This is a genomic window from Achromobacter spanius (assembly GCF_003994415.1).
GTDB classification, from domain to species: Bacteria; Pseudomonadota; Gammaproteobacteria; order Burkholderiales; family Burkholderiaceae_B; genus Achromobacter; species Achromobacter spanius_C.
Genome location: NZ_CP034689.1, coordinates 488,062 through 512,439 on the forward strand (window position 1 = coordinate 488,062; position 24,378 = coordinate 512,439).

Annotated in this window: 22 protein-coding genes and 1 tRNA gene; 7 read left to right on the forward strand and 16 right to left on the reverse strand. The window is 64.2% G+C overall.

Annotated elements, in window-relative coordinates:
• Positions 1-49: 49 nt before the first annotated feature.
• Positions 50-670 (forward strand): hypothetical protein, encoded by a 621-nt coding sequence (locus ELS24_RS02125; protein WP_127183263.1) that lies wholly within the window; start codon positions 50-52, stop codon positions 668-670.
• Positions 671-786: 116 nt separating this feature from the next.
• On the opposite strand, the gene dapD is transcribed toward ELS24_RS02125, so the two are convergent.
• The 12 genes from dapD to ELS24_RS02185 form a co-directional block, all read right to left on the reverse strand.
• On the reverse strand, positions 787-1,764 hold the full coding sequence (gene dapD, locus ELS24_RS02130; protein WP_127183264.1) for a 2,3,4,5-tetrahydropyridine-2,6-dicarboxylate N-succinyltransferase: 978 nt from the start codon (positions 1,762-1,764) through the stop codon (positions 787-789).
• A 42-nt stretch (positions 1,765-1,806) separates the two neighbouring features.
• On the reverse strand, positions 1,807-2,784 hold the full coding sequence (locus ELS24_RS02135) for an IS110 family transposase (protein WP_127183152.1): 978 nt from the start codon (positions 2,782-2,784) through the stop codon (positions 1,807-1,809).
• Between the two features lie 542 nt (positions 2,785-3,326).
• Positions 3,327-4,457 carry a M20 family metallopeptidase gene (locus tag ELS24_RS02140; protein WP_050446855.1) on the reverse strand — a complete coding sequence of 377 codons (1,131 nt, stop codon included), beginning with the start codon at positions 4,455-4,457 and terminating at the stop codon, positions 3,327-3,329.
• Positions 4,458-4,501: 44 nt separating this feature from the next.
• Complete coding sequence (locus ELS24_RS02145) at positions 4,502-5,407, reverse strand: alpha/beta hydrolase (RefSeq protein ID WP_127183265.1); 906 nt, start codon at positions 5,405-5,407, stop codon at positions 4,502-4,504.
• Entirely contained in the window at positions 5,407-6,417 is a 1,011-nt protein-coding gene (locus ELS24_RS02150; RefSeq protein ID WP_050446760.1) for an ABC transporter ATP-binding protein, read from the reverse strand. Before ELS24_RS02150 ends, ELS24_RS02145 begins: the two co-directional genes overlap by 1 nt.
• A complete protein-coding gene (locus ELS24_RS02155; protein WP_127183266.1) occupies positions 6,414-7,397 on the reverse strand; it encodes an ABC transporter ATP-binding protein in 984 nt (327 codons plus the stop codon). Before ELS24_RS02155 ends, ELS24_RS02150 begins: the two co-directional genes overlap by 4 nt.
• 37 nt (positions 7,398-7,434) lie before the next feature.
• Entirely contained in the window at positions 7,435-8,352 is a 918-nt protein-coding gene (locus ELS24_RS02160) for an ABC transporter permease (RefSeq protein ID WP_050446758.1), read from the reverse strand.
• A gap of 6 nt (positions 8,353-8,358) precedes the next feature.
• Positions 8,359-9,336, reverse strand: coding sequence for an ABC transporter permease (locus tag ELS24_RS02165; protein ID WP_050446757.1), 978 nt, complete (start codon positions 9,334-9,336; stop codon positions 8,359-8,361).
• A gap of 88 nt (positions 9,337-9,424) precedes the next feature.
• Positions 9,425-10,396: a succinylglutamate desuccinylase/aspartoacylase domain-containing protein gene (locus tag ELS24_RS02170; RefSeq protein WP_050446756.1), complete on the reverse strand. Its 972-nt coding sequence runs from the start codon at positions 10,394-10,396 to the stop codon at positions 9,425-9,427.
• Positions 10,397-10,489: 93 nt separating this feature from the next.
• Complete coding sequence (locus ELS24_RS02175; RefSeq protein WP_050446755.1) at positions 10,490-12,103, reverse strand: ABC transporter substrate-binding protein; 1,614 nt, start codon at positions 12,101-12,103, stop codon at positions 10,490-10,492.
• Between the two features lie 354 nt (positions 12,104-12,457).
• The gene (locus ELS24_RS02180; RefSeq protein ID WP_050446754.1) at positions 12,458-12,691 is read right to left on the reverse strand and encodes a hypothetical protein; all 234 of its coding nucleotides are present in this window, start codon (positions 12,689-12,691) and stop codon (positions 12,458-12,460) included.
• A gap of 120 nt (positions 12,692-12,811) precedes the next feature.
• Positions 12,812-13,690, reverse strand: coding sequence for an NAD(P)H-hydrate dehydratase (locus ELS24_RS02185; protein ID WP_127183267.1), 879 nt, complete (start codon positions 13,688-13,690; stop codon positions 12,812-12,814).
• A 115-nt stretch (positions 13,691-13,805) separates the two neighbouring features.
• Here ELS24_RS02185 and ELS24_RS02190 point away from each other — a divergent pair, with 115 nt between their 5' ends.
• The gene (locus tag ELS24_RS02190; protein WP_050446752.1) at positions 13,806-14,639 is read left to right on the forward strand and encodes an enoyl-CoA hydratase/isomerase family protein; all 834 of its coding nucleotides are present in this window, start codon (positions 13,806-13,808) and stop codon (positions 14,637-14,639) included.
• Positions 14,640-14,812: 173 nt separating this feature from the next.
• Here the strand turns inward: ELS24_RS02190 and ELS24_RS02195 are convergent, their stop codons facing one another.
• Positions 14,813-15,550 carry an enoyl-CoA hydratase-related protein gene (locus ELS24_RS02195; protein WP_127183268.1) on the reverse strand — a complete coding sequence of 246 codons (738 nt, stop codon included), beginning with the start codon at positions 15,548-15,550 and terminating at the stop codon, positions 14,813-14,815.
• Complete coding sequence (locus tag ELS24_RS02200) at positions 15,547-16,518, reverse strand: NAD(P)H-dependent flavin oxidoreductase (RefSeq protein WP_127183269.1); 972 nt, start codon at positions 16,516-16,518, stop codon at positions 15,547-15,549. The genes ELS24_RS02195 and ELS24_RS02200 overlap by 4 nt, the downstream gene beginning before the upstream one ends.
• 204 nt (positions 16,519-16,722) lie before the next feature.
• Here ELS24_RS02200 and ELS24_RS02205 point away from each other — a divergent pair, with 204 nt between their 5' ends.
• The 4 genes from ELS24_RS02205 to ELS24_RS02220 all read left to right on the forward strand — a co-directional run bounded on the left by ELS24_RS02205 (position 16,723) and on the right by ELS24_RS02220 (position 21,592).
• The gene (locus tag ELS24_RS02205; RefSeq protein ID WP_050446749.1) at positions 16,723-17,346 is read left to right on the forward strand and encodes a TetR/AcrR family transcriptional regulator; all 624 of its coding nucleotides are present in this window, start codon (positions 16,723-16,725) and stop codon (positions 17,344-17,346) included.
• A gap of 48 nt (positions 17,347-17,394) precedes the next feature.
• A complete protein-coding gene (locus ELS24_RS02210) occupies positions 17,395-18,543 on the forward strand; it encodes an acyl-CoA dehydrogenase family protein (protein ID WP_050446748.1) in 1,149 nt (382 codons plus the stop codon).
• A gap of 206 nt (positions 18,544-18,749) precedes the next feature.
• Positions 18,750-19,979 carry a CaiB/BaiF CoA transferase family protein gene (locus ELS24_RS02215; protein ID WP_127183270.1) on the forward strand — a complete coding sequence of 410 codons (1,230 nt, stop codon included), beginning with the start codon at positions 18,750-18,752 and terminating at the stop codon, positions 19,977-19,979.
• Positions 19,980-20,068: 89 nt separating this feature from the next.
• Entirely contained in the window at positions 20,069-21,592 is a 1,524-nt protein-coding gene (locus ELS24_RS02220) for a 3-hydroxyacyl-CoA dehydrogenase (protein ID WP_127183271.1), read from the forward strand.
• Positions 21,593-21,802: 210 nt separating this feature from the next.
• Here the strand turns inward: ELS24_RS02220 and ELS24_RS02225 are convergent, their stop codons facing one another.
• Complete coding sequence (locus tag ELS24_RS02225; RefSeq protein ID WP_127183272.1) at positions 21,803-22,774, reverse strand: c-type cytochrome; 972 nt, start codon at positions 22,772-22,774, stop codon at positions 21,803-21,805.
• A 231-nt stretch (positions 22,775-23,005) separates the two neighbouring features.
• Between ELS24_RS02225 and ELS24_RS02230 the strand changes: the two genes are divergently transcribed.
• Positions 23,006-23,080, forward strand: a tRNA-Arg gene (locus tag ELS24_RS02230).
• 79 nt (positions 23,081-23,159) lie between these two features.
• On the opposite strand, the gene ELS24_RS02235 is transcribed toward ELS24_RS02230, so the two are convergent.
• Positions 23,160-24,326 carry a site-specific integrase gene (locus tag ELS24_RS02235; protein WP_127183273.1) on the reverse strand — a complete coding sequence of 389 codons (1,167 nt, stop codon included), beginning with the start codon at positions 24,324-24,326 and terminating at the stop codon, positions 23,160-23,162.
• Positions 24,327-24,378 lie beyond the last annotated feature (52 nt).

Genomic DNA, 24,378 nt, shown 5'->3' on the forward strand with positions numbered 1-24,378 from the left:
TTGCGACGTCCTGGGCCGCGAAAGCACCCCAACTCAATAAGGAAGTTGCATGACAGATAGCAAAACCCCGCAGGTCTCAGACGCATTGGCGGTGTTTACGCACACGGGGAACGCCCCGCTTCGCTTTGAATTGCATGACAAGGGCGTGGTCCACCAGCAAGGCGACACACGCAGCTACACCGCCTTCGCGGATGTACTGGATCTTTGCCTGTTCCCCGCTGAAGCGGGCGCAACGGCAGGCCCGATCCACCAATTTGCCTACCGTACCAGCACGACGCAAGACTGGACCGTGGTGTCCGGCGACGTCAGCAACTTCGCCCAGCTCCTGGATGCATTCCGTTCGCGCTACGTCGCGCAGCGCCTGCCCGTGCTGGAAGCGTTGATGGCCGACGGCAAGCGCGTGGCATTCCGGACGATCAAGTCCGGTGAGTTTCCCGGCTTTGACATGCAGGAACTGGCCCTGTCGGCCGAAGGCCTGCATATTGATGGCGCCACCTGGCCCTATGAATCGTTGCAGCGCATAGACCTGAACGACTGGACCGAAACGATCACCCTGCAAGACGACAACGGCAAGACCGTGTTTTCATGCGTGGCAACGCGCATTCTCAGCTCGGATCTGCTGGTGAACCTGGTGTACGACCAGTTGGGTCAAACGGCGGAATACGCCTGACGGGAGTCGTCCCGCAAGCAGCGTAACGGGCTTGCTTGATACGTAATGATGAAGGGCCGCCCCAAGCGTTACGAGCGGCCCTTTTGCATGGGGTTTGGTGATTGTTGTTACGAGGATCAATGCCCCGCGTGCAGCGCGGGATTCAGCGTACCCCAGGCCGCGGTGCGGACCAGTGTTTCCACGACGCCCGTCTGTGAATTGCGGCGGAACAGCAACCCATGCTGGCCCGCCAGCGACGCGGCTTTCACCACCGCGCCTTCCGGCGTCAGCACCCGCGTTCCAGCGGTGATGTAGCAGCCGGCTTCCACCACGCAGTCGTCGCCCAGCGAGATGCCGATGCCTGAGTTCGCGCCCAGCAGGCAGCGCTTGCCGATGGATACCACCTGCTTGCCGCCGCCAGACATCGTGCCCATGATGGACGCGCCGCCGCCGATATCGCTGCCGTCGTCCACAATGACGCCCGCGCTGATGCGGCCTTCGACCATCGAGGCGCCCAGCGTACCGGCGTTGAAGTTGCAGAAGCCTTCATGCAGCACGGTCGTGCCCGCCGACAAGTGCGCGCCCAGACGCACGCGTGCCGTATCGGCAATGCGCACGCCGCTGGGCACGACGTAGTCCGTCATGCGGGGAATCTTGTCCACGCCGCGAATTTCCAGCGTTTGCCCCGTGGCGCGCAATTGCCAGCGCAAGGCGTCCACCTGATCCACCGCGCACGGCCCCACGGACGTCCACGCCACGTTGGACAGCACGCCGAACAAGCCATCCAGGTTCGCATCATGCGGGCGGATCAGGCGATGGCTGAGCAGATGCAGCCGAAGATAGGCGTCATGCGCATCGGCGGGCGGCTCATCCAGCGACGCAATGGCGGTGCGCACGGCAACGATATCCACCTTGCGGCGCGTGTCGCGGATCAGGGCCGTGGCCACATGTTCGCCCAGCGCCGCGCGGGCTTCTTCAGGCGTAAGGCGGCGCGTGCCGGCAGCGGGCGTACCCTCGGCCAGCGACGGGCGTGGATACCAGGTGTCAAGCACCGAGCCATCGGCAGCAAGCGTGGCAAGGCCATAGGCAATGGCGCTGGAAGAAGCGGCGGACATAATAATTTTCGGTAAAAAAAATAGAAAAATTCGACGTAGATTCTATGGTTTGGCGCAAGCCTGGCTGGCCATAAAGAGGTTTACATCGAAGGGTTTGCGCGATTTCCATACGCCGAAGGCGATGCGTAGGAGTTTTCTGGCGATGATGTTTAATGCCTGCGTTGAGGCCCAGCCCTTGACTCGTAGCGCTGTGTAGAGGGGTTTGAAGGCAGCTGTTCGGCTTGCTGAGGATGCCGCGTTGTAGGCAAGGCTTCTCAGGGCCGCATCGCCTTGCTTGCTGAGTTTACGCAGGCCTTTGTAGGCGCCAGACTCCTTGGGCCTGGGGTCTAGCCCCGCGTAGGCCACCACGGCGTCCGAGGAGGCGAACGGGATGCGGGCGAAGGCGGTCACCAGTGCGGCCCCAGTCAGCTTTCCCACGCCGGTAATGCTGGTGATTAAGTTGAAGTCGTCGGCCAAGGCGGGTTCGGCAGCGATCTGATCGAGCATTTCGCGCTCAAGAGCGTCTGCCAACTGCGTCAAGGCATCCAACGCTCGCTGGACCTGAGCTTGCGAGCCCACGTGTTTGTGCCGATCGCTGGACAGGCGCAGCCTCGTGCGCGTCGTGACCGCCACCTTGCGTAAGCGTTGGATCTGACTCAGGCGCTCGATGTGCTCCGGGCAAGGTTCGTACCTATGCAACCGCTCGTGCTCGAGCGCCACGTAACGCGCAATCATGACAGCGTCGAGTCGGTCGGTCTTGCCCCGTTGAGCCTGCGACTTGGCGTAATGGTGCAGGGCCTTGGGGTTCAGCACGTAGACGCGCAGCCCACGCTCATATGCCAGGTCGGCCAACAGGCGCTCGTAGCCACCGGTGGACTCCATGGCAAGAACGCTTCCGCGCGGCAGCGTTTGCAACCATTTTTCCAAGCCAGTCGTTGAGTTTTTGACGGCCCGGGTCAACGGCTTGGCCGCCCCGTGCATCGCCACAACAACCTCGGATTTCCCCACATCCACACCAAAGAAAGATTGAGACGTTTGCATCTCTAGACTCCCTGCGATAGCGTTGTGTCTGCTGGGGAAGCCGCGCCCGATTCGTTACCTTGCGATCAATCGGCGGTCATGGCCGCTAGATTCTTAATCGACGTATTTGGGCGGGGTGGGATATCTACCGACGTCAGTCCGCTAGTGACGGCTGATGGATGGGTGCGTCCCGATCCCCAGCACCCCCGAAGCAAGATCGGTAAGTGCTATGAAAACATACAAGGATGGGTGAAGCGCGAGATACCGTTCAAAAGAACACCACCGTAGATCGCGCGCAACCCATCAACCGCCCGTGGATCAACCCGTGACCACCGCAAGATGGGTTACGCGCGATGGGCCACCGGCGCCCTTGCCAGGGACCCCGCGCGCTTCACCCATCCTACGATCCGCGGTAACGCGAATCACCCGTTCAATAGAACACCACCGTGCAACGCGCACAAGCCAACAGCCGCCGGTGGATCAACCCGACCATCGTAGGATGGGTGAAGCGCGAACCGCAGTTCAAAAGAACACCGCCGTAAATCGCGCGCAACCCATCACCCCTACGCCAATTCCTTCAACAGCAATTCCCAGAACTTCAGCCGCTGTTCCAGCGTCGACACCAGCACATACTCATTCAGCGTATGCGCCCCATCCCCATCAGCGCCCAACCCGTCCAGCGTGGGAATCCCCATCGCCGACGTGAAGTTCGCGTCGCTGCCGCCGCCGGTCATCGGCGCGTCTTCCAGCAGGAAGCCCGCCCGATCCGCGTAGCCCTGCACCAGCGACAGCAAGGCCGCCGCCTCGTCCGTCTTCACCATCGGCGGGCGGTTCAGTTCAACGTTGATGTCCAGTTCCACATCCGGCCCCACCGCGCACAACTCACGCATGCGGCGCAGCACGTCTTCGGCAGCGCCCATGTCGGGCACGCGGAAGTCCACCACGCAGCGGCACAACGCCGGCACCGTATTCGTGACCGTGCCGCCCGCAATCGTACCCACGCTGACCGTGATGCCGCGGTCATAGTCGGTCATGGCTTCCAATGCCAGCACCTGGTGCGCCATTTCGCGGATTGCACTGCGACCCTTCTCGTGCTGCATGCCGGCGTGTGCCGGGCGGCCCTTCACGTTCAGGTTGAGCATGCCCGTGCCCTTGCGCGCCGTCACGCACTTGCCGCCGTTCGGGCGGGCCGGCTCGCACACCAGCGCGTACTTGGCGTTGGCGGCAAAGCGTTCAATATGCACGCGGGACGCATGGCTGCCCGTTTCTTCATCCGGCACCACCAGGAAGTCCACCGGCAGTTGCGTCGCGCCGGGCCGCGCCACGCCGGCCAGCGCGGTCAGCGCCAGGTAGATGCCCGCCTTCATGTCATAACTGCCCGGGCCGTAGAGGCGGTCGCCATCAATACGCACCGGGTTCTCCAGCAGCGTGCCCACCGGATGCACCGTGTCCATGTGCGCCAGGATCAGGATGCCGGGGCGCGTGTCGCCGGGGGCGCGGTTGGTGGCGTACAGCAGCGGACCCGTGGTGGGGCCCAGCGACGACAGCTCAACCGTCAGGCCCGCGGCGGCCGCGTAGTCGGCGATGATGCGCGCCATGGCGGCGATGCCTTCGGGAAAGTTGGACGGCGATTCGCATTGCAGCCAGCTTTGAATGCCGGCGACGATCTGTTCAGTGCTCTGGGTGTTGGACATGGCGGGTTCGGTGTTCAGCAATGAAAAAGAGTTGGCGATCAGAATCAGGCGACCTGCTGGCCGGCCAGGCGGGCCAGTTCGGCGTCGTCGGGCATCTTGCCGTCAAACCACAGGCTGGCGCAAACGGCCGACATGGCGCGGCCATCGTGGCCGATGCCGGGCACCACTTGCAGCGTCCAGCCAAACGGCACGCCACGGCGCTCGGCCTCTTGCTTGCCGAACTCGTAGTAGTTCTTGGCGCGCGCAAAGCGGTGCGGGCCTTGGCGCATCGCGGCGGGTTCGGACGGCAGGTTAGGGTCGTCGGTGGCGATGTCCTGATCGCCCGCCAGAATCGTCATCGGGTAGGCCAGCAGCTTGACCAGATGCTCTTCGGTCAGGCCCACGCCGTCCATGCCTTCGGGGAACGGGTAGTCGAACGTGGGCAGCGTGTACCAGCCGGGGTTGCCCGCCGTCACGGCCTTGAACGGCGCGTGCGACTGGCTGCTCATCAGGCGGTGCACGAACTGGCCGCCGGCCGAGTGGCCGAACAGGTAGACGTTCTGGCCGTCGGTGATTTCGCCGTCGATCATGTCCTTGATGACGTTGCCCACCAGCGCGTAGGTCCAGCCATCGATGTGGCGCGGGTTGCCACCAGCCGAGAACACGCGGCCGTTGTTGTAGCTTTCAACGCCGGGCCAGATTTCGTTGGAGAAGGTCAGCGCCACGATCAGCAGCTTGTGCTTGTCGGCCGCTTCGACCCAGAAGTCGCGATATTCATCGCCGTTGCGCAGCACGCCGTGCTGCACGATGACGACAGGGCGGTCGGGCGTGTAGCCGTAGGGGCGATATGTTTGCAGCTTGAACGGACGGTCGGAGTTGCGGTCCTCGTCGATGTACTGGATGGTGTTGCGGCCCGCATGGCCCATTTCGATGGCGATGCGGTCCACGTTGGACATGTCGGAGGGTTTCATCAGGCGCTCGCTTCGTTCAGGTGACAGGCCGACCAGTGGCCCGCCGAGATTTCTTTCAGGGCCGGCGCCTGCTCGCGGCAGCGCGGCATGGCGTGGGGGCAACGGGGGTTGAAGGTGCAGCCCGGGGGCGGGTTCAGCGGCGACGGGATTTCGCCCTTGATCGGTGTGAACTTGCGGCCACGGCGGGCCACGTCCGGCACCTCGGCCATCAAGGCCTGAGTGTACGGGTGGTTGGCGCGCGCGAAGATCTCGGCCGACGTGGAAATCTCCACGATCTTGCCCAGGTACATGATCGCGACGCGGTCCGAGATGTGCTTGACCACGCCCAGGTCGTGGCTGATGAAGAGATACGTAAAACCGTGCTGCTCGCGCAGGTCCATGAACAGGTTGATCACTTGCGCCTGGATCGATACGTCCAGCGCGGCCACGGGTTCATCGCACACCAGGAACTTGGGCGCCACCATCAGCGCCCGGGCAATGCCGATGCGCTGGCGCTGGCCGCCGGAAATCTGGTGGGGAAAGCGGTCGCGGTATTCGGCGTCCAGGCCCACTTCCTTCAAGGCCTGGTCGATACGCGCGGGGATCTCGGCTGGCGGCGCCAGCTTGTGGACCTTCAGCGATTCGCCCAGGATCTGGCGCAGGCGCTGGCGCGGGTTCAAGGACGCTTGCGGGTCCTGGAAAATCATCTGCACGCCCAGCGTATAGGCCAGCTTGTCGGCGCCGCGCAGGCGCACGGCATCGCGGCCCTGGTACAGCAGTTCGCCTTCGGTCTGCCGGTGCAGGCCAGCCACGACGCGGCCCAGCGTGGACTTGCCGCAACCCGACTCGCCCACCAGCCCGACGACTTCGCCGCGCTTGATGGACAGGTCCACGCCGTTCACGGCATACACCGTGCGGCGGTCCAGCGGGCGGCCGGTCAGGGCCAGGATGCGCTGGGCCAGGTCTGGGCGCTGTTCGAATCGCTTGTGGACGTTCTTGAGCTCGATGACGGGAGTATCGGCTTGGCTCATGCTTGCTGTGCCTCGCGGGCTATCGGCACGTAGCAGCGGTAGCTGCGCGGACCTTCGGTGGTAACAGAGGGGGCTTGTTCGGTGCAGCGCGTAATCGCCTTCGGGCAGCGCGGCCGGAACGCACAGCCCGACGGGCGGCCGGCCAGGCTGGGCGCCATGCCGTTGATCTGGTGCAGGCGCGCGCCGGGTTGGGTGGCGCCGGGCATCGAATCCAACAGGCCCCGGGTGTAGGGGTGGCGCGGCGATTCCAGCACCTGTTCAACCGGGCCGCTTTCCACGATGCGGCCGGCATACATGACGGCCACGCGGTCGGCCAGTTCGGCCACCACGCCCAGATCGTGCGTGATCCAGATAAGCGCGGTGTTGTGCTCGCGGCAAATCTCTTGCATGCGGTAGAGAATTTGGCCCTGGATGGTGACGTCCAGCGCGGTGGTGGGCTCGTCACAGATGATCAGGTCGGGCTTGTTCAGCATGGCGATGGCGATCGCCACGCGCTGGCGCATGCCGCCGGAGAACTCATGCGGGTAGCTCTTCAGCCGCTTTTCGGGCGACGGAATGCCCACCATCTCCAGCGCTTCGCGGCAGCGTTCCTCGGCTTGTGCCCGGGATACGTTTTCGTGCGTGAGGATGGCTTCCATCATCTGCTCGCCGATGCGCAGCACCGGGTTCAGCGTCATCAAGGGGTCCTGGAAGATCATGGCGATGCGGTTGCCGCGCAACTGGCGCATCTGCTCTTCCGTGAACTTGCGCAGGTCCGTGCCCTTGAAGTTCACTTCGCCGTCGACGACTTCCCCGGGTGGGTCGATCAGGCCCAGCAGCGAGAAACCGGTCACGGATTTGCCGGAGCCGGATTCGCCGACCAGGCCCACGATTTCACCGCGGCGCACGGTAAGGTCGACGCCATCGACGGCCAGATACGCGCCGGCTTCGGTATGGAATGCGGTGCGCAGGCCGCGCACATCAAGAAGAATATCGCTCATTTCAGTAGTCCATTGCGCCACAGGCGACGGGCGGGCGTCATCGCTTGGGATCCAGGCTTTCACGCAGGCGGTCGCCCACGATGTTGATGGAAAGAATCAGCACCAGCAGGGCGATACCCGGGAACAGGCTGATCCAGTAGTCGCCGGACAGCAGGTATTGGAAGCCGTTGGAAATCAACAGGCCCAGCGACGGCTCGGTGATCGGCACGCCGACGCCCAGGAACGACAGGGTGGCTTCCAGCGCGATCGCGGTGGCGATCTGGATGGTGGCGAACACCATGACGGGGCCCAGGCAGTTGGGCAGCAGGTGGAACACCATGATGCGCCAGGCCGGAAAGCCCAGGTTGGCGGCGGCTTCCACGTATTCCTTGCGGCGTTCCTGCAGCGCGCGGCTGCGCATGATGCGGGCATAGTGCCCCCACTGCACCAGCACCAGCGCCAGGATGACTTTGTCCACGCCGCGCCCCAGCACCACCAGCAGCACCAGCGCCACGAGAATGGTCGGAAAGCCCAGGATGAAGTCGACGATGCGCATCAGGATGGTGTCGACCAGGCCGCCCACGTAGGCGGCGATCAGGCCGATGGCGCCGCCGATGGCGGTGGCCAGCACCACGGCCGACAGGCCCACCATCAGGCTGATGCGCAAGCCATACAGGATGGCGCTGAGCATGTCGCGGCCCTGGTCGTCGGTGCCCAGCCAGGCGATGCTGCCGTCCATCAGCGCCTGGCGCGGCGCCAGGCGGCCGTCCAGCAGCGACAGATTGGCCAGGTCGTAGGGATTCTGCGGCGCGAAGTAGGGCGCGAAAACCACCAGGATGATCAGGACGGCTAGCGCGATCACGGAGCCGCGCACGGTGGGACGCGCACGGAGTTTCTTCAGGATGGAGGCACGCTGCGGGGTCTCGGCCAAAGGCTGGACGGTGCGGGTGCGGCCGGAATTGGGAATGTTAGCCATGGCGGATTATTGAGCGGGGGCCACGAGCTGCACGCGCGGGTCGAGCGCGGCGTACAGAATGTCCACAACCAGGTTGATGACCACGAAGATCAGGGTGACGAGCATCACGTAGGCGACCACCACAGGGCGGTCCAACTGGTAGACGCTGTCGATCAGCAGCTTGCCCATGCCCGGCCACGCGAACACGGTTTCGGTGATGGTGGAATAGGCGATCAGGCTGCCGAACTCCATGCCGATCACGGTCACGACCGGGATCAGGATGTTGCGCAGGATGTGGCGGCGCACGATGCGGCCGGGCTTGACGCCCTTGGCGCGCGCGAATTTCACGTAGTCCTGGCTGCGCGCCTCGACCACGCCGGACGCGGTCAGGCGCAGCACCAGCGCAATGTTGGCCAGCGCCAGGTTGATGGCCGGCATGATCAGGTGCGACCAGCCGTCGGCGGTCAGGATGGACAGGCGCACGCCCAGCACGGTGACCGTATCGCCGCGCCCGGTGGCCGGCAGCCAGCCCAGCCACACGGCGAACAGCAGAATCAGCATCATGCCCTGCCAGAAGTTCGGCAGCGAAAAGCCCAGTACCGACGACGACATGATGCCCCGGCCCAGGTAATCGTCGCGGTACAGGCCGGCGACCAGCCCCAGCGGAATCCCGATCACACAGGTCAGCATGATGGCCACGATGACCAGTTCGAACGTGGCGGGAATGCGCTGCACGATCAGTTCAATGGCCGGGATGCCATGCACGAAAGACGTGCCCAGGTCGCCGTGCAGCGCGCGCCACAGGAACCCGGTGTATTGCTGCCAAACCGGCAGGTCCAGGCCCAGGCGGGCGATCATCGCCTCGCGAGCTGCCTGGCTGGCTTCGGGGCTGACCAGCAATTCGATCGGGTCGCCCACGGCATACACCGCGAAAAAGACCACGACCGAAACGGCCAGCAGTACGAACAGACTCTGTATCAGTCTGCGCAGGATGAACAAGGCCACGTGATGATTTCCTTGGTGGGCTCAGGGTTGCTTGGCGCCGAGTGTTGACTTGGCGTGTTTGGCCGATATGGCCAGGGGTTTTTCAAAGTCAGACGATAGCTTGCGCGAGTCGGACCACGGTGACGCCAGGGCGCAGATTGGCGGTGGACGGCATGATCAGCACGCAGTCGTCATAGGGCGTGACAACGGCTTCGCCTTCGGACCAACCGATGACGGTGCCCGCCGTGGCCAAGGTTTCAAGGCCCTTCCAGGGCTGGTCGAAACGGAAGTCCGCGCTTTTGGCGGCGATGGCGTGGGTGACGCGCAGCGCGCGTTGGGCCGTTGCGGCGGGCGCGAACCAGGTGTCGGGGATATCGCCGCGGTCCACCGTGCCGGCTTCTACCAGGAAGCGCGCCATCTGGTCCACCGCCACGCCGCGCGCTTCGGGCGCGCCGTGGAAGCCGCATTCGATCAGCAGCGAGCGCGTGCCGTTGTCGCCGGCTTCGCCAAAGCGGCCGTAGTCGCGCATGCGCACGCCGGCGGCATGGCCCGCGTCCGCGATGATGGTGGCGGGGTTGCCCAGCGCCAGCGCCAGGTCGATATTGCGCTGTTCCATGCCGGTCAGTTGCAGCGGCACGTCGGAATTGCTCATGGAATGAAAGTCCAGCAGCCAGTCAGCCTGTTCCACCCACGGGCGGATCTGCGCGGCGCGGCGGCGTTCCTGGCTGATCGGCACGCTGAGCTTGTCGTCGCTCCAGACGCGGTTCATGTCTTCGTCGACAAAACGCGCGGGCGCGTAGTTGGTGGAGTCGAACCGGTCGAATGCCGCCAGGTTGCAAAAGGCCAGGGTCAGCGAGCCCCGGCGGGGGCGCAGCCCGGCCGCCAGCGCTTCCTTCAATGCCCAGGCGCCGCACAGCTCGTTGCCGTGGATCAATGCGCTCAGCATCACCCGCTTGCCCGGCACGCCGGAATCAAAATGCCAGACGCCGGGCGTATCCGTATTGCCCAAACGCTCCGACGACAAATCCGGACAGGCAAGAAGAAAGGGGCGCGGCTGAACCGCGGGGGATGGCGTGGGCATGAGGAACTCCGATGAAGCGGGGGAATTGTATAGGGATCCGGCAAAAGAAAACGGCTGCGCGAGGCAGCCGTTTTACGGTTCAGACGAACCAGATTACTTCTTTTCGGGCGTGACCGACGTCGCCAGGGTGTATTGGTCGCGGCGGCCTTCGTAGGTGATGCCCTTGCGGAACGCCCAGATGCTGCTTTCAAAGTGCAGGGGAATCAGCGGCACGTTGTCCAGGGCGATCTGGGTGGCTTGCTCAAGCAGCTTTTCGCGCTTGGGGGCGTCAACCGTCACAATGGCTTCCTTGTAGACCTTGTCGAAATCGGCATTGGAGAAGCCGCCGTAGTTGCTGGTGCCCAGGCTCTTGGGCGAATCCAGCGACGCGACCCACAACTGGAACAGCGCCGAGGCTTCACCCGTTTCCGCCGGCCAGCCGCCCATCGAGAAGCTGAACTCGCGCTTGGCGCGCTTGGGGAAATAGATCGAGGCCGTCATGGCGTCCACGTTGGTCTTGATGCCGACGCGGGCCAGGTACTGAGCCACGGCCTGGGCAATCTGGCCATCGTTGACGTAGCGGTCGTTGGTGGACGACAGCGTCAATTCAAAGCCGTTGGGGTAACCGGCTTCGGCCAACAGCTTCTTGGCGCCTTCGGGGTCGTACTTGATTTCCGGGGCCTTGGGCAGCGCGCCGAACATGCCGTCGGGCATGAACTGGTAGGCCGGGGTGGCCATGCCGTCCATGATGCGGGCGGTGATGGTCTTGCGGTCGATGGCCATCGAAATAGCCTTGCGCACACGCAGGTCCTGCAGCGGGTTCTTGCCGTCGGCGCTCTTGACGAACGGGCTCGGGTTGCGCGCCACGTCCGGCTGGAAGAACACCAGGCGGGTGGACGGCGTGGCCACGAAGCCGAACTTCGGGTTGTCCTTCAGGCGGGGCAGATCGCGCGCGGCGGGGTTTTCGATCATGTCGAAATCACCCGACAGCAGGCCGGTCAGGCGCGGGCCGGCGGACGGCACCGGCACGAACTTCACTTCCTTCCAGGCCGGCTTTTCGCCCCAGTAGTTCTCGTTGCGGACGAGTTCGATGCCCGTGCCCTTCACGTAGGACTTCAGGGTGTACGGGCCGGTGCCGATGGCGTCCTTGCCGTTGTTGAAGTCGGCAACCGTGGGCCATGCGCCCGTCACGCCGCAACCCTTCTTGGGGTCGAACGTCAACTTGCCGTGCTCAACAATGCCGTTCCAGATGATGGGCAGCGAGCGGGCCAGCTCGGCGGGCATCAGCGGGAAGGGTTCGGCGGTCTTGATGATGACGGTGTGCGCGTCGGGCGTCTGCACGTCGGCGATGCGCTTGGTCATGTCCATGTAGGACTGCGACACGTTGGTTTCGTTGTTCAACGTGCGGCAGATCGTGAACAGCACGTCTTCGGACGTGAACGGCTTGCCGTTCGAGAATTTGACGTCGTCGCGCAGCTTGAATTCCCAGGTCAGGTCGTCCAGGTTCTTCCAGGACGTGGCCAACTGGGGCTTCAACTTCATGTCGGCGCTGCGGCCCACCAGCGAATTGTAGACGTGCGCGGAGAACGCATCGTTCTGCGTCATCTTGTGATAGTGGGGATCCGCCGAAGTGGGTTCGGCCGACAGGCCGATCTTCAGCGTCTGGGCTTGAGCGGCTGCCAAGGGAATGGCGGCGGCCACAAGGGCCAGGGTGGTGCGCAACTTCATGGTGACAACTCCGGAGGAATAACGAACCGGATCGTGCCTGCGCAAAAACCACCGCGGCTGCGGCCGAACACTTTTTCGGCCGCAGAAAATGGGATGGATTGGCGCCTGGCACAACGGCAAGGGGCCGATTATCAATAGGGGCTTCGCGCGTTGTCAATGAAGAACGGCGAATCTGGCGCTAGGGAAAACGCCGAGAAGAGGGTGCAGCGGGGAACGAAAATGGCGGCAAAGGTGCCAACATCGGCACCGAATGCCTGCCGTTGGGGCGCTTGCCGGGCAAGCGGGCCGCACAACGGCAACGCGCCGGGCGAAACCGCGGATATCTATTGCGGTTTCAGCCCAGCGCGGCTGTTTTTACCACTGCGAGCCGGAGAAGCGCGAGCTGGCGGCGCGAGCCTTGTTCATCGATTCGTTCACTTCGTCGATGAAGGCAAACACGCTGGCGACAGCGGCGATCACGGCTTGGCCGGCCTTTTTCAGGCTGGTCAGCGGATGGGAATTGGGTTGGTTCTCGAGGGCGCCGCGGAGCAGGTCGCGCTCCAGCGCGTCGGTCAGGCGGGCAGTGCTATTCAGGGTCAGTTCGCTCATGGTCTTTCTCCAGTCCGTTTCGTCTTGGTGAAAACCATTATAGGGATAACCCTAGTCACAAGCAATGATCTTTTCAGGGAAAACCCTAGTATGTTGTAAAAATGTTTATTTGACGGGGACTTAGCCGCGGAAGCTGCCCCAGTTTTCGTTCCGCAAGGCGCGGGCGGCGTCAGCGAGTTCACCCGCCGTTAAGCCGATTGGGCCGATTCCCTGGGCCACTAGCGCGTCGGCCGCGGCGCCGTGCAGCCAGACTGCCCCGGCCACGGCTTGGTCCACCGGCAGTTTTTGCGCCAACAACGAGCCAAGCATGCCGGCCAATACGTCGCCCGTACCCGCCGTGGCCAAACCCGGGTTGCCGCTGGTGTTGATCCGTATGTCGCCCGCCGGGCTGCAGACGATGGTGCCCGCGCCCTTCAGTACGATCCAGCCGTGGTAACGCTGCGCCAGTTGCCGGGCCGCGCCGGGCCGGTCGGCCTGGATCTGTGCGGCGCTGACGCCCAGCAAGCGCCCGGCTTCGGCGGGATGTGGGGTCAGCACGAGCGGGCCCGCGCCCCAATTGGGCTGGATGCCGCCCGTGGCCAGCAGGTTCAGGCCGTCAGCGTCCAGCACCAGCGGGGCTTCGCGCCGCAACACGAATAATTCCGACAGCGCGTTGGCCGCAAGCGCATCCGTGCCGATGCCGCAGCCCGCCACCCAGGCGGTCACGCCCCAGTCCGAGTCCAATAGCGAACGGGCGTCGCGCAGCATCAGTTCGGGTTGCAGCGGGTCGCACGCCAACGGCGCGGTTTCCTGGGCGAAGCCGACCAGCACCTTGCCGGCGCCCGTCTTCAATGCGGCGCGGGCGGCCAGCAGCGCGGCCCCGGTCATGCCCGGCCCGCCGCCCACAACGCCGACGGTGCCGAAGCTGCCTTTGTGCGTGTCTTGCCCCCGGGGGGCGAACAGGGCGGGCAGGCTGGCGCGGTCGATGGGGGCGCCGACGGACGGGACGAGGGTGTTCATTGGCTGAGGCTCCATGGGAAAGCGGCGGGGCGGGCGCCCGCGTATCCACTATAGTGCGCAAAAACGCGCCGGGCAGAAGGCTCGCGCAGCGGCTAAAGACAACGCGGAGTAGACAATGACTGATATCACGCTGCAACACTATTCAGCCTATGAATCCCTGAAGCTGCGCCGGCATCCCGGCGGGGTGCTGGAGGTGATCATGGGGGCCAAGGGCGGCCAGCCCGGCAAGCTGTCCACGGCGGACGACCGCATGCACCGCGAGTTGGCCGACATCTGGCGCGACATCGACACCGATCCCGACACCCGCGTGGTGGTGATTCGGGGTGAAGGCAAGGGCTTTTCGGGCGGCGGCGACCTGGAACTGGTGCAGCAGATGGCCGACGATTTCGACGTGCGTACCCGCGTGTGGCGGGAAGCCCGCGATCTGGTCTACAACATCATCAATTGCAACAAGCCCATCGTGTCCGCCATGCACGGCGCGGCCGTGGGAGCGGGGCTGGTGGCGGGTTTGCTGGCCGACATTTCAATCGCGGCGCGCGATGCACGCATTATTGACGGCCACACCCGTTTGGGCGTGACGGCGGGCGACCACGCCGCCATCGTCTGGCCGCTGTTGTGCGGCATGGCCAAGGCCAAGTATTACCTGATGCTGTGCGAAACCGTGACCGGCGAAGAGGCGGAGCGGATCGGCCTGGTGTCGTTGTGCGTGGATGAAGCCGAGCTGATTTCGCGCGCGTTCGAGGTGGCCAACAAGCTGGCGGCAGGCTCGCAGACGGCGATACGCTGGACCAAATATTCGCTGAACAACTGGCTGCGCATGGCGGGGCCAAGCTTTGATACGTCGCTGGCTTTGGAATTCATGGGGTTTGGCGGGCCGGACGTGAAAGAGGGGATTCAATCGTTGCGCGAACGCCGGGCGCCGAATTTTCGGCCGGATTCACCGTTTTGAACGGTGTTGTTTGATGGCGGCTGTTTGATGGGTTTGCGCGGTTGGCGGCCGGGTTCTTTTGTCGGTCGTGCCGCGCCGCACCCATCCTACGTCCCAACCGTAGGATGGGTGAAGCGCGAATGACCCGACGTCAGAACGCCAAAGCCCAACGCGCGCAACCCATCGCTTCGTCCCTATTTCTTAAAAAACTTCGCGAACGCCGCCTGCGCTTCCTCTGTCTGCAGGCGGGCGCGGAACTGCTGGGCTTCATAATCCAGCGTTTCCTGTATGGCCTGGCGGTCCGCACGTTTCATCATGGCCTTGGTCAGGCGCAGCGCGGCGGGCGGTTGGCGCGCCAAATCAGCAGCCGTGGCCTGGGCCGCGGCCAGCGCCTGGCCTTGTGGCGTAACCGACGTCGCCAAGCCGGCTTCGCGCGCGTCTTCGGCGGAAAATGCCTTGCCCTGCAACAGCCATTCGGCAGCGCGACGCCCGGCCAGTCGGGGCATCAACAGACTGGAGGCGCCCTCCGGGCACAGGCCCAGCGCCACGAATGGCATGCGCAGCGTGGCGCCTTCGCCGATGTGGACAAAGTCGCAATGCTGCAGCAGCGTCACGCCGATGCCGATTGCGTAGCCTTCGACCGCGGCAATGACCGGGACCTCGGCGGAGGACAAGGCCCGCAGGAACGTCAGCCCGGCGCTGTCGCCCGCCCCACGCTCAGCCTGAAAGTCGCGCAGGTCGTTACCCGCCGTGAAGTGTTCGCCCGCCCCGGTCAGGATCACCGCTGACACTGCCTGATCGGCGCTGGCCAGGGAAATCTGTTCGGTCAGCGCCGCGTAGGTGGCCGTGTCCAGCGCGTTGCGGCGGTCCTGGCGGTTGATGACCAGGGTCAGCACCGCGCCATCACGGCTGACTGTCAGGCCCGCGCTCATGCGAACGACCTGGCGTTCAGTTGCGCCTTGGCCTCGGCGTATTCGCGGCGCAGCGTCTCGACGATCTCCCGGGTCGGGAGCACGCTGGCGATGCCGCCCACGCCCTGGCCGGCGCCCCAGATGTCTTTCCACGGCTTGACGCGTGTCGATCCGAAATTGGACGCGCCGCTGTCAGGCTGCGGCAGGTTGGCCGGGTCCAGCCCCGATGCGGTGATGCTGGCCTTCAGATAGTTGCCGGGAATGCCCGTGAAAAACGGGGTGTACAGAATGTCGGACGCGCTGGCCTCGACGATGGCGGACTTGTAGCCCTCGCTGGCGTTGGCTTCCTGGCTGGCGATGAAGCGCGTGCCCATGTAGGCAAAGTCGGCGCCCATGGCCAGCGCGGCCAGAACATGCGCGCCGGACGTGATGGCGCCCGACAGGATCAGCGGGCCGTCGTAAAAACGGCGCACTTCGGACAGCAACGCGAACGGGCTGAGCGTGCCCGCATGGCCGCCGGCGCCCGAGCACACCAGGATCAGGCCGTCCACGCCCGCTTCCAGCGCTTTTTCGGCGTGGCGCAGCGTGGTGACGTCGTGAAAGACCTTGCCGCCCCAGTCGTGCACACCCTTGACCAGGTCTCCCGGCGCGCGCAGGCTGGTGATGATCAGCGGCACGCGGTGGCTGGCGCACACGGCCAGGTCCTGTTCCAGGCGGTCGTTGGACTGGTGGATGATCTGGTTGACCGCGAACGGCGCCACGGCAGCGCCGGGGTTGGCTTCGCGGTACGACGCCAGCCCGGCCTGGACTTCGTCCAGCCAATCGGTCAAGAGGCTTTGCGGGCGCGCGTTCAGCGCGGGAAACGAACCCACGATGCCGCTTGTGCACTGCGCAATCACCAGTTGCGGGTTGGACACGATGAACATGGGGGCGCTGATGACCGGCAGGGACATCTGGCCATACAAATCTGTCACAAGAGAGTGGGGCATAGCGTCGTCGCGTTGTGTTCAGGTCAGTCCAGAAAAGGCGTTCCGCGATTGGGCCTTGAGCCTTGAAAGCGGATATGCCTATAATTACCTACCGACCGTCCGGTAATTAATTAATCTTTATTTAACGGCATGCGCCGAACCGCTGTCAATGGAGGCCCGCGCGGCCTGCCCGCAGCCTCAGGCGCGGCCCTTGCAAAGGCTGTCATGGCGACCTCCGCCCCTCCTGCTCAGAAACGCGCCCGCGCTGGCCGGCCCCCCACCCTGGTGGCCCCGCGTGAACGCATCCTGGAAGAAGCCGCCAAGCTGTTCGCGCAAAGCGGCTACGACGGCAGCTCGGTGGCCGACCTGGCCGCCGCCATCGGCGTGTCCAAGGCGGCCATCTATCACTACTACACCACCAAGCAGGACATCTACGACGCCATCATCCTGGGCGTATTGAACGGGCTGACGCAAAACGTCGGCCAGGACGTGGCCGATGCCCAGGGCGCCGCAGACCGGCTGCGCGCGTTCATGGTGGGCCACGCCCGCTACTTTGAACAGCACCACGCCGAATTCGTCACCATGCTGATCGGTTATTCCGGCATGGCGCTACCCGAACGCGAAGACGCCGCCCGCCTGCGCGACGGCTACGAAAAGCGCCTGCGCGAACTGATCGCCCAGGGCGTGGAACAAGGCGTGTTCCGCCCGCTGGACGTGGCCGCCACCGGCCGCGCCGTGCTGTCCATGCTGAATTGGATGGTGCGTTGGTACAAGCCCGGCCAGGGCGATAGCGCCGAAGCCATCGCCGCCGGTTACTTCGATTTATTGGTCGGCGGCATGCGCGCCTGATCGCGCCGCCGTCCGGAAACGCATTGCTTATCTACTGAGACTTCCATCATGGCCCTCGACACCGAAACCCTGAACCTGTTGCTGGACGCCGTGCACCGCTTTGTGCACGAACGTTTGATTCCCGCCGAAGACGAACTGGCCTCTAGCGGCCAGGTGCCGCCGGACATCGTTAACGAAATGCGCGAGCTGGGCCTGTTCGGCTTGTCGATTTCGCCCGACTTCGGCGGCCTGGGCCTGACGATGGAAGAGGAAGTGCGCGTGGTGTTCGAACTGGGCCAGACCTCGCCCGCGTTCCGTTCGCTGGCCGGCACCAATATCGGCATCGGCTCGCAAGCCATCGTGCTGGCGGGCACCGACGAGCAACGCGCGCGCTACTTGCCCAAGCTGGCCAGCGGTGAATTGATCGGCTCGTTCGCCTTGACCGAGCCGGACGCCGGTTCCGACGCCATGGCGCTGCGCCTGTCCGCCGAGCGTGATGGCGACGGCTATGTGCTCAACGGCACCAAGCGCTACATCACCAACGCACCCATCGCCGGCCTGTTCTCGGTGATGGCGCGCACCGCGCCCGAACGCCGCGCCAATTCCATTTCGTGCTTTCTGGTCGAAGCCGGCACGCCTGGCCTGATCATCGGCAAGCCCGACAAGAAGATGGGCCAGGCAGGCGCCTTGACCAGCGACGTGGTGTTCGACAACTGCCGCGTGCCCGCCAGCGCCTTGCTGGGCGGGGAAGAGGGCAACGGCTTCCGGACGTCGATGCGCGTGCTGGACAAGGGCCGGCTGCACATTTCGGCGCTGTGCGTGGGCATTGCCGAGCGCCTGTTGTCCGACGCGGTCAAGTACGCGCTGGAACGCAAGCAGTTCGGCCAGCCCATCGCCGAATTCCAACTGATCCAGGCGATGATCGCCGACAGCCAGGCCGAACTCTATGCCGCCCGCTGCATGGTGCTGGACGCCGCCCGCATGCGCGACCGCGGCGAGAACACCACCATGCAGGCCGCCTGCTGCAAGCTGTATTCGACCGAAATGGTGGGCCGCGTGGCCGACCGCGCCGTGCAGATCCATGGCGGCGCGGGCTATATGTCCGAGTACGCCGTGGAACGTTTCTACCGCGACGTGCGCTTGTTCCGCATCTTCGAGGGCACCTCGCAGATCCAGCAACTGGTGATCGCGCGCGAGACGATCAAGGCGCATTCCTGAGCCGGCAGCAAGCGGAAATCCGGCCAGAGTGTCCAAACAGCTAATATCCGGATTGACGAATGGTGCTCTGGGCGCGACCCTAACGGTCCGCGTCCGGGTATGACGCGCTGGCGGCCCGGGCCGCCAGCATGACGGAATTCCAGTCTGGCTTCGCGCATGGCCGCAAGCCGGACGTTTTCATTTCTCATCTAGCGAAAAGACTACAGATGTCGCAACGTCCTGCTCCCCTTACCGGCATCCGCGTGCTGGACCTGACCCGCGTGCTGGCGGGCCCCTGGTGCACCCAGAACCTGGCCGATCTTGGCGCCGAAGTGATCAAGATCGAACGGCCCGGCGCGGGCGACGATACGCGCGCCTGGGGGCCGCCCTACCTGAAGGACGAAGCGGGCAACGACACCACCGAAGCGGCCTACTACCTGTCCGCCAACCGCAACAAGATGTCGGTGGCGCTGGACATCGCGTCGCCGCGCGGCGCCGAGCTGGTGCGTGAACTGGCGCTGCAAAGCGACATCCTGGTTGAAAACTTCAAAGTGGGCGGCCTGAAGAAATACGGGCTGGACTACGAAAGCCTGAAGGCCATCAACCCGCGCCTGATCTATTGCTCGATCACCGGTTTCGGCCAGACCGGCCCCTATGCCAGCCGCCCCGGCTATGACTTCATGATCCAGGGCATGGGCGGGCTGATGAGCATCACCGGCGAACGCGACGACCTGCCCGGCGGCGGTCCGCAAAAGGCCGGCGTGGCCGTGGCCGATCTGATGACCGGCATGTATTCCACGGTAGGCATCCTGGCCGCCCTGCTTGAACGCGCCAACAGCGGTTTGGGCCAGCACATCGACATGGCCTTGCTGGACTGCCAGGTCAGCATGATGGCCAACCAGAACTTGAACTTCATGACCTCGGGCGTGGCGCCCCAGCGCGCGGGCAACGCGCACCAGAACCTGGTGCCGTACCAAGTGTTCGCCGCGGCTGATGGCCATTTGATCGTGGCGGTGGGCAACGACAGCCAGTTCCGCAATTACTGCGGCGCCATCGGCCTGCCCGAGTTGTCGGCCGACCCGCGTTTTTCCACCAATCCCCAGCGCGTGAAGAACCGTACCGAGCTGGTGCCGTTGCTGGCCGAACGCATGGCCACTGGCGCGCGCGACCACTGGCTGGCCGCGCTGGAAGCCGTGGGCGTGCCGGCCGGCCCCATCAACACGCTGGATCAGGTCTACGAAGACCCGCATGTGCTGGCGCGGCAGATGAAGCGCGAGCTGCCGCATCCGGCCGCCGGCAAGGTGCCGATGGCCGCCAGCCCGTTGAAGTTTTCCGATAGCCCCGTTGAATACCGCCGTCCGCCGCCCATGCTGGGCGAGCACACCGTGCAGGTGCTGGCGGAAAAGCTGGGCTTGTCGGCCGAAGACATCCAGGCGCTGGCCCAAAGCCAGCCTTGATCGCGGCGGGGTGGCCGCACGCCGCCCCGCTTGCCACGCGCCATGCCGCGGCGCGCACCATCCATTCCAATACAGGCAGGAGAGAGTTGATGACGGAGATTCAAACCATCGGCGTCGTGGGCGCCGGGGCCATGGGGCGCGGCATTGCGCAGATCGCGGCGCAAGCCGGATTGCGCGTGCGTTTGTACGACACCAGCGCCGATGCGATCGCGGCCGCGCGCGAATCCTTGCGCCAAACCTGGGACAAGCTGGCGCAAAAGGGCAAGCTGACCGCCGCCGATGCGCAAGCCGCCTTGGAGCGTGTGGAGCCCGCCACCGCGCTGACCGACATGTCGGCCTGCCAGCTGGTGGTGGAAGCCATTGTTGAACGGCTGGACGTGAAGCGCGACCTGTTCGCGGCGCTGGAAGGCGTGGTGTCGGAAGACTGCATCCTGGCGTCGAACACGTCGTCCTTGTCCATCACCGCCATCGCGGCTGCTTGCAAGCACCCGCGCCGCGTGGTGGGCTATCACTTCTTCAACCCGGTGGCGTTGATGAAGGTGGTTGAAGTGATCGATGGCCTGCGCAGCGCGCCCGAAGTGGGCGATGCATTGGCGGCATTGGCCCGCCGCATGGGCCACACGCCCGTGCGCGCCAAGGACATGCCCGGCTTCATCGTCAACCATGCCGGTCGTGGCATGAATACCGAAGGCCTGCGCGTGGCGCAAGAAGCGGTGGCCACGTTTGCGCAAGTCGACGCCGTGATGCGCGAGCAGGCCGGCTTTCGCATGGGGCCTTTTGAACTGCTGGACCTGACCGCGCTGGACGTGTCGCACCCGGTGATGGAATCCATCTACCGCCAGTTCTTCGACGAAGCGCGTTTCCGCCCGTCGCCGATCACGACCGTGCGCCTGGCGGGCGGGCTGATCGGCCGCAAGGCGGGCGAAGGCTTCTACGTCTACGCCGACGGCCAGAAGCAGGTGCCGGCCGAACCGCCCGTGCCGGCGCTGCCGGAAGGCCTGAAGGTCTGGGTCAGCCCCAAGCACGCGGAAGGCTACGCGCGCGCATCGGCACTGATCGAAAAGCTGGGCGCCACGTTGGTGACAGGTGCAACTCCCGATGCCGACGCGCTGATTGTCGTCACGCCGTTTGGTGATGATGTGTCGACATCGGTGTCCGCCCAAGGCTTGAACGCCGGCCGCACGGTGGGTTTGGATACCTTGTATGCCTTCGACAGCGCCAAGCGCCGCACCGTCATGGTGTCGCCCGCCACCGAAGCCAAATGGCGCGACGCCGCGCACGCGCTGCTGGCCGCCGATGGCGTGCCGGTCACGGTGATCGAAGACTCGCCGGGCTTTATTGCGCAGCGCATTGTGGCCATGATCGTCAACATCGCCAGCGACATCGCGCAGCAGCAGATCGCCACGCCGGAAGACATCGATCAAGCCGTGACGCTGGGCCTGGGTTACCCGGTGGGTCCGTTGGCCTTGGGCGACAAGCTGGGCGCCGACCGCATCCTGGAAATCCTGAAGAGCATGCAACGCGTGACCGGCGACCCGCGCTACCGCCCCAGCCTCTGGCTGCAACGCCGCGTCCAATTGGGCCTGTCGCTGCTGAAATCGTCCGACACGTAGGATGGGTGAAGCGCGCGAAAGTCGGCAGAAGAATTCTGACGGGCAACGCGCGCAACCCATCAGGCAGCGCCCCAAGCTTCACCTGATCCAGGCGAGAAAAAACCCCCTGAGTTTCTTCTTCAGGGGGTTTCTTATTTGTACGGTTGCTTGATGGGTTGCGCGCGTTGGGCGGTATCTCAGTGGCATGAATCCTGCCGCGCTTCACCCATCCTACTTGGCGTGGTCGACCATGTATTGGACGGCTGCGCGGATGTCTTCTTCCGAGGCGTTGGCGGCGCCGCCCTTGGGGGGCATGGGCGGCTTGCCTTGCATGGCGACCTTCACCATGGCGTCCATGCCGGTCTTGATGTAGGGTTCCCAGGCGGCCTTGTCGCCAAACTTGGGCGCGTTGGCCACGCCGGTGGCGTGACAGGCGAAGCAGACGCTCTTGTAGAGCTTTTCGCCGGCCGGGTTGACGGCGGCGGCCTGTTGTGGGGCGGCGGCGGGAGCGGCGGCAGTGGCGGGCGCGGGAGCGGCAGCAGGCGTGGCGCCAGATGCAGCGGCAGGAGCAGCAGCAGCAGGAGCAGCGGCAGCAGTAGCTGCCGGAGCCGCACCAGCGGCCGGCGCCGCGGCAACGGCCGGCGCGGCATCGGCCGCCGCGGCATCCGCTTCCTTCTTCGCGCCTTCTTCGGCGGGGGCGGCGGGTTCGGGCAGCGATGCGCCGGACTTGTTGGCCATGTAGACCACCGCGCGCGCGACTTCGTAGTCGGACAGCGTGGGGTTGCCGCCCTTGGCGGGCATGCCGCCCTTGCCGTGCAGGGCCACGTTCAGCATGGTGTCGTAGCCGGCCTTGATGAAAGGCGCCCAGGCCGCGTTGTCGCCCATTTTGGGTGCGCCGGCCACACCGGCGGTGTGACAGGCCGTACAGACGGCGGCAAAGACCTGTTCGCCCGTCTTGAAGACTCGGGGCGCGTTGGCGTCTACCAGTTCAAACCCCGCGACCGGGGCGATGCGCTTGGTAATGGCTTCCGGGGTCAGCGTGTCCGAGCCGGCTCCGGTCTTGTTGCCGGAGACCACCATGTTCACCAACAGGATGATGATGGCGATTGGGATCACGAAAGACAGGACGATCGTGACGACCAGTTGCTTGGGGGTCTTGATGGGGGAGGAGTGCTCTTCTATGTGTTCCTGCTCGTTGCTCATGACCAAATCCTGCTAACGGGTGGGGCGCCTGACGGCGGCAACAGAAAATCAGTAACTGCACAAATCGGCGAACAAGTCGGGCATCCGCCTGCAAGCAAACGCTGGATTATATAACGGTGTCAGGGACGCACGTCCAATGCCTCTGGCCGGGTTTTCGATGAGATTCGCAGAAGATTTAATGCGCTTCATGCAGGCCACTCAAAACTAGGTACAATGTCGCCTCTTTGCGCTGCGCCCGTAGTTCAATGGATAGAATGAGAGTTTCCGAAGCTCTTGATACAGGTTCGATTCCTGTCGGGCGCACCACTAGATCAAAGACTTACGTTTTTTTGGGCCCATTTTGGGCCCAAACCACGCAAATTAACGCGAGTTCTTTAGAGTCCTTTTAGGTCTCTGGTGGGGGCAAATGCTCCGCATATAGCGCTGTCATTTTCGCCTTTTCCCGCTGGTTGGATTCGCCATCGATCCACTTGGAATAGACCCGAAAGAACATCTGCGCGTTCTTGTGGCCCATCTGGCGCGAGAGATACCCAGGATTCATCCCAGCGTGCAGTCCGAGCGTGGCGTATGTATGCCGCGTTTGGCGGGCATCCCGATCCCGGATCCCTAACGCGGCAAGCGTTGGGCGCCACACCTTTCGAACCGCATCCGCCGTATCAACGAACGGCTTTCCTGTATCAGGATTCAGGAAGACATGGCCTCCAGGTTCAAACGTAAGTTGCCTCTGTCGTCTGATAGCTTCCAGCGCCGGCCCTTGTAGGTCCACGTCTCGCGACTTGTACGTCTTGGTAGCTTTGTTGTGGCGCCTTACTAGCGCCCGGTCGATTCGGATTTGCTCCCTTGAAAGATCCACGCGAGGCCACTGAAGGGCGATCTGCTCCGAAGGCCTGACACCGGTAAAAAACGCGACTTCGAAATAGTTGCGCCAGGTCGCACTGAAGTGTTCGTCGATGTATTGGACGACTTGGAGTACTTCCGACATGAGCAGAGGATCGGGTTCCGGATCTTGGCCTTTACGGCTTTCGATCTCCAGCGTGATGTTCTCCGGAGCTTTCCTCATCTTGAATGCCAATGCCCAAACTTGCCGAGCCGGCGTCATGACGTTGTTAAACGTCTTGGCCGCCATGCGCGGAAAGTCGGCCAGGTCCATGGCGAGCTCTTCATAGGTGATCTCCGCGATTGGGCGATTTCCGTACAAAGGGCGCCACCGCGAGTTCAAGAGGTTCTCGTATTCGCTGAGCGTCGTTGGCGCTTTGTGGCTGATGAGCTTCAGCCACATGTCTGCTACCTCGTTGAACGTGACTTTTCTTGTCGCCTCTTTGACTGGAATGCTGGGGGACTGGGGGAAGTAGCGAGCGAAGTCGTCCCAAGTGAAGACGCCGAGGTCGATCGCTTGCAGAATCTCGCTGCGCATGCGTGCCGCAGCGCGCATGTTGGCGGCGGTGGGGCGTAGTGCTACGCGCTCGCGGAAGCGGCGATCATTCCATCGGAAGTCGATTCGGATCGACGTCGTCCGCGCGATGATCCCTTCGAGGTGCTCTTTGATACCCATTCGTCGTACGCTTCAAGATTGATGTGTTGTCGGTTGTCGTCGGACCATTTCC

Bases quoted from the DNA above. Each gene is read 5' to 3' on its own strand.
- ELS24_RS02125 (WP_127183263.1), top strand. From the start codon at position 50: ATGACAGATAGCAAAACCCCGCAGGTCTCAGACGCATTGGCGGTGTTT.
- dapD (WP_127183264.1), bottom strand. From the start codon at position 1,764: ATGTCCGCCGCTTCTTCCAGCGCCATTGCCTATGGCCTTGCCACGCTT.
- ELS24_RS02135 (WP_127183152.1), bottom strand. From the start codon at position 2,784: ATGCAAACGTCTCAATCTTTCTTTGGTGTGGATGTGGGGAAATCCGAG.
- ELS24_RS02140 (WP_050446855.1), bottom strand. From the start codon at position 4,457: ATGTCCAACACCCAGAGCACTGAACAGATCGTCGCCGGCATTCAAAGC.
- ELS24_RS02145 (WP_127183265.1), bottom strand. From the start codon at position 5,407: ATGAAACCCTCCGACATGTCCAACGTGGACCGCATCGCCATCGAAATG.
- ELS24_RS02150 (WP_050446760.1), bottom strand. From the start codon at position 6,417: ATGAGCCAAGCCGATACTCCCGTCATCGAGCTCAAGAACGTCCACAAG.
- ELS24_RS02155 (WP_127183266.1), bottom strand. From the start codon at position 7,397: ATGAGCGATATTCTTCTTGATGTGCGCGGCCTGCGCACCGCATTCCAT.
- ELS24_RS02160 (WP_050446758.1), bottom strand. From the start codon at position 8,352: ATGGCTAACATTCCCAATTCCGGCCGCACCCGCACCGTCCAGCCTTTG.
- ELS24_RS02170 (WP_050446756.1), bottom strand. From the start codon at position 10,396: ATGCCCACGCCATCCCCCGCGGTTCAGCCGCGCCCCTTTCTTCTTGCC.
- ELS24_RS02175 (WP_050446755.1), bottom strand. From the start codon at position 12,103: ATGAAGTTGCGCACCACCCTGGCCCTTGTGGCCGCCGCCATTCCCTTG.
- ELS24_RS02180 (WP_050446754.1), bottom strand. From the start codon at position 12,691: ATGAGCGAACTGACCCTGAATAGCACTGCCCGCCTGACCGACGCGCTG.
- ELS24_RS02185 (WP_127183267.1), bottom strand. From the start codon at position 13,690: ATGAACACCCTCGTCCCGTCCGTCGGCGCCCCCATCGACCGCGCCAGC.
- ELS24_RS02190 (WP_050446752.1), top strand. From the start codon at position 13,806: ATGACTGATATCACGCTGCAACACTATTCAGCCTATGAATCCCTGAAG.
- ELS24_RS02195 (WP_127183268.1), bottom strand. From the start codon at position 15,550: ATGAGCGCGGGCCTGACAGTCAGCCGTGATGGCGCGGTGCTGACCCTG.
- ELS24_RS02200 (WP_127183269.1), bottom strand. From the start codon at position 16,518: ATGCCCCACTCTCTTGTGACAGATTTGTATGGCCAGATGTCCCTGCCG.
- ELS24_RS02205 (WP_050446749.1), top strand. From the start codon at position 16,723: ATGGCGACCTCCGCCCCTCCTGCTCAGAAACGCGCCCGCGCTGGCCGG.
- ELS24_RS02210 (WP_050446748.1), top strand. From the start codon at position 17,395: ATGGCCCTCGACACCGAAACCCTGAACCTGTTGCTGGACGCCGTGCAC.
- ELS24_RS02215 (WP_127183270.1), top strand. From the start codon at position 18,750: ATGTCGCAACGTCCTGCTCCCCTTACCGGCATCCGCGTGCTGGACCTG.
- ELS24_RS02220 (WP_127183271.1), top strand. From the start codon at position 20,069: ATGACGGAGATTCAAACCATCGGCGTCGTGGGCGCCGGGGCCATGGGG.
- ELS24_RS02225 (WP_127183272.1), bottom strand. From the start codon at position 22,774: ATGAGCAACGAGCAGGAACACATAGAAGAGCACTCCTCCCCCATCAAG.
- ELS24_RS02235 (WP_127183273.1), bottom strand. From the start codon at position 24,326: ATGGGTATCAAAGAGCACCTCGAAGGGATCATCGCGCGGACGACGTCG.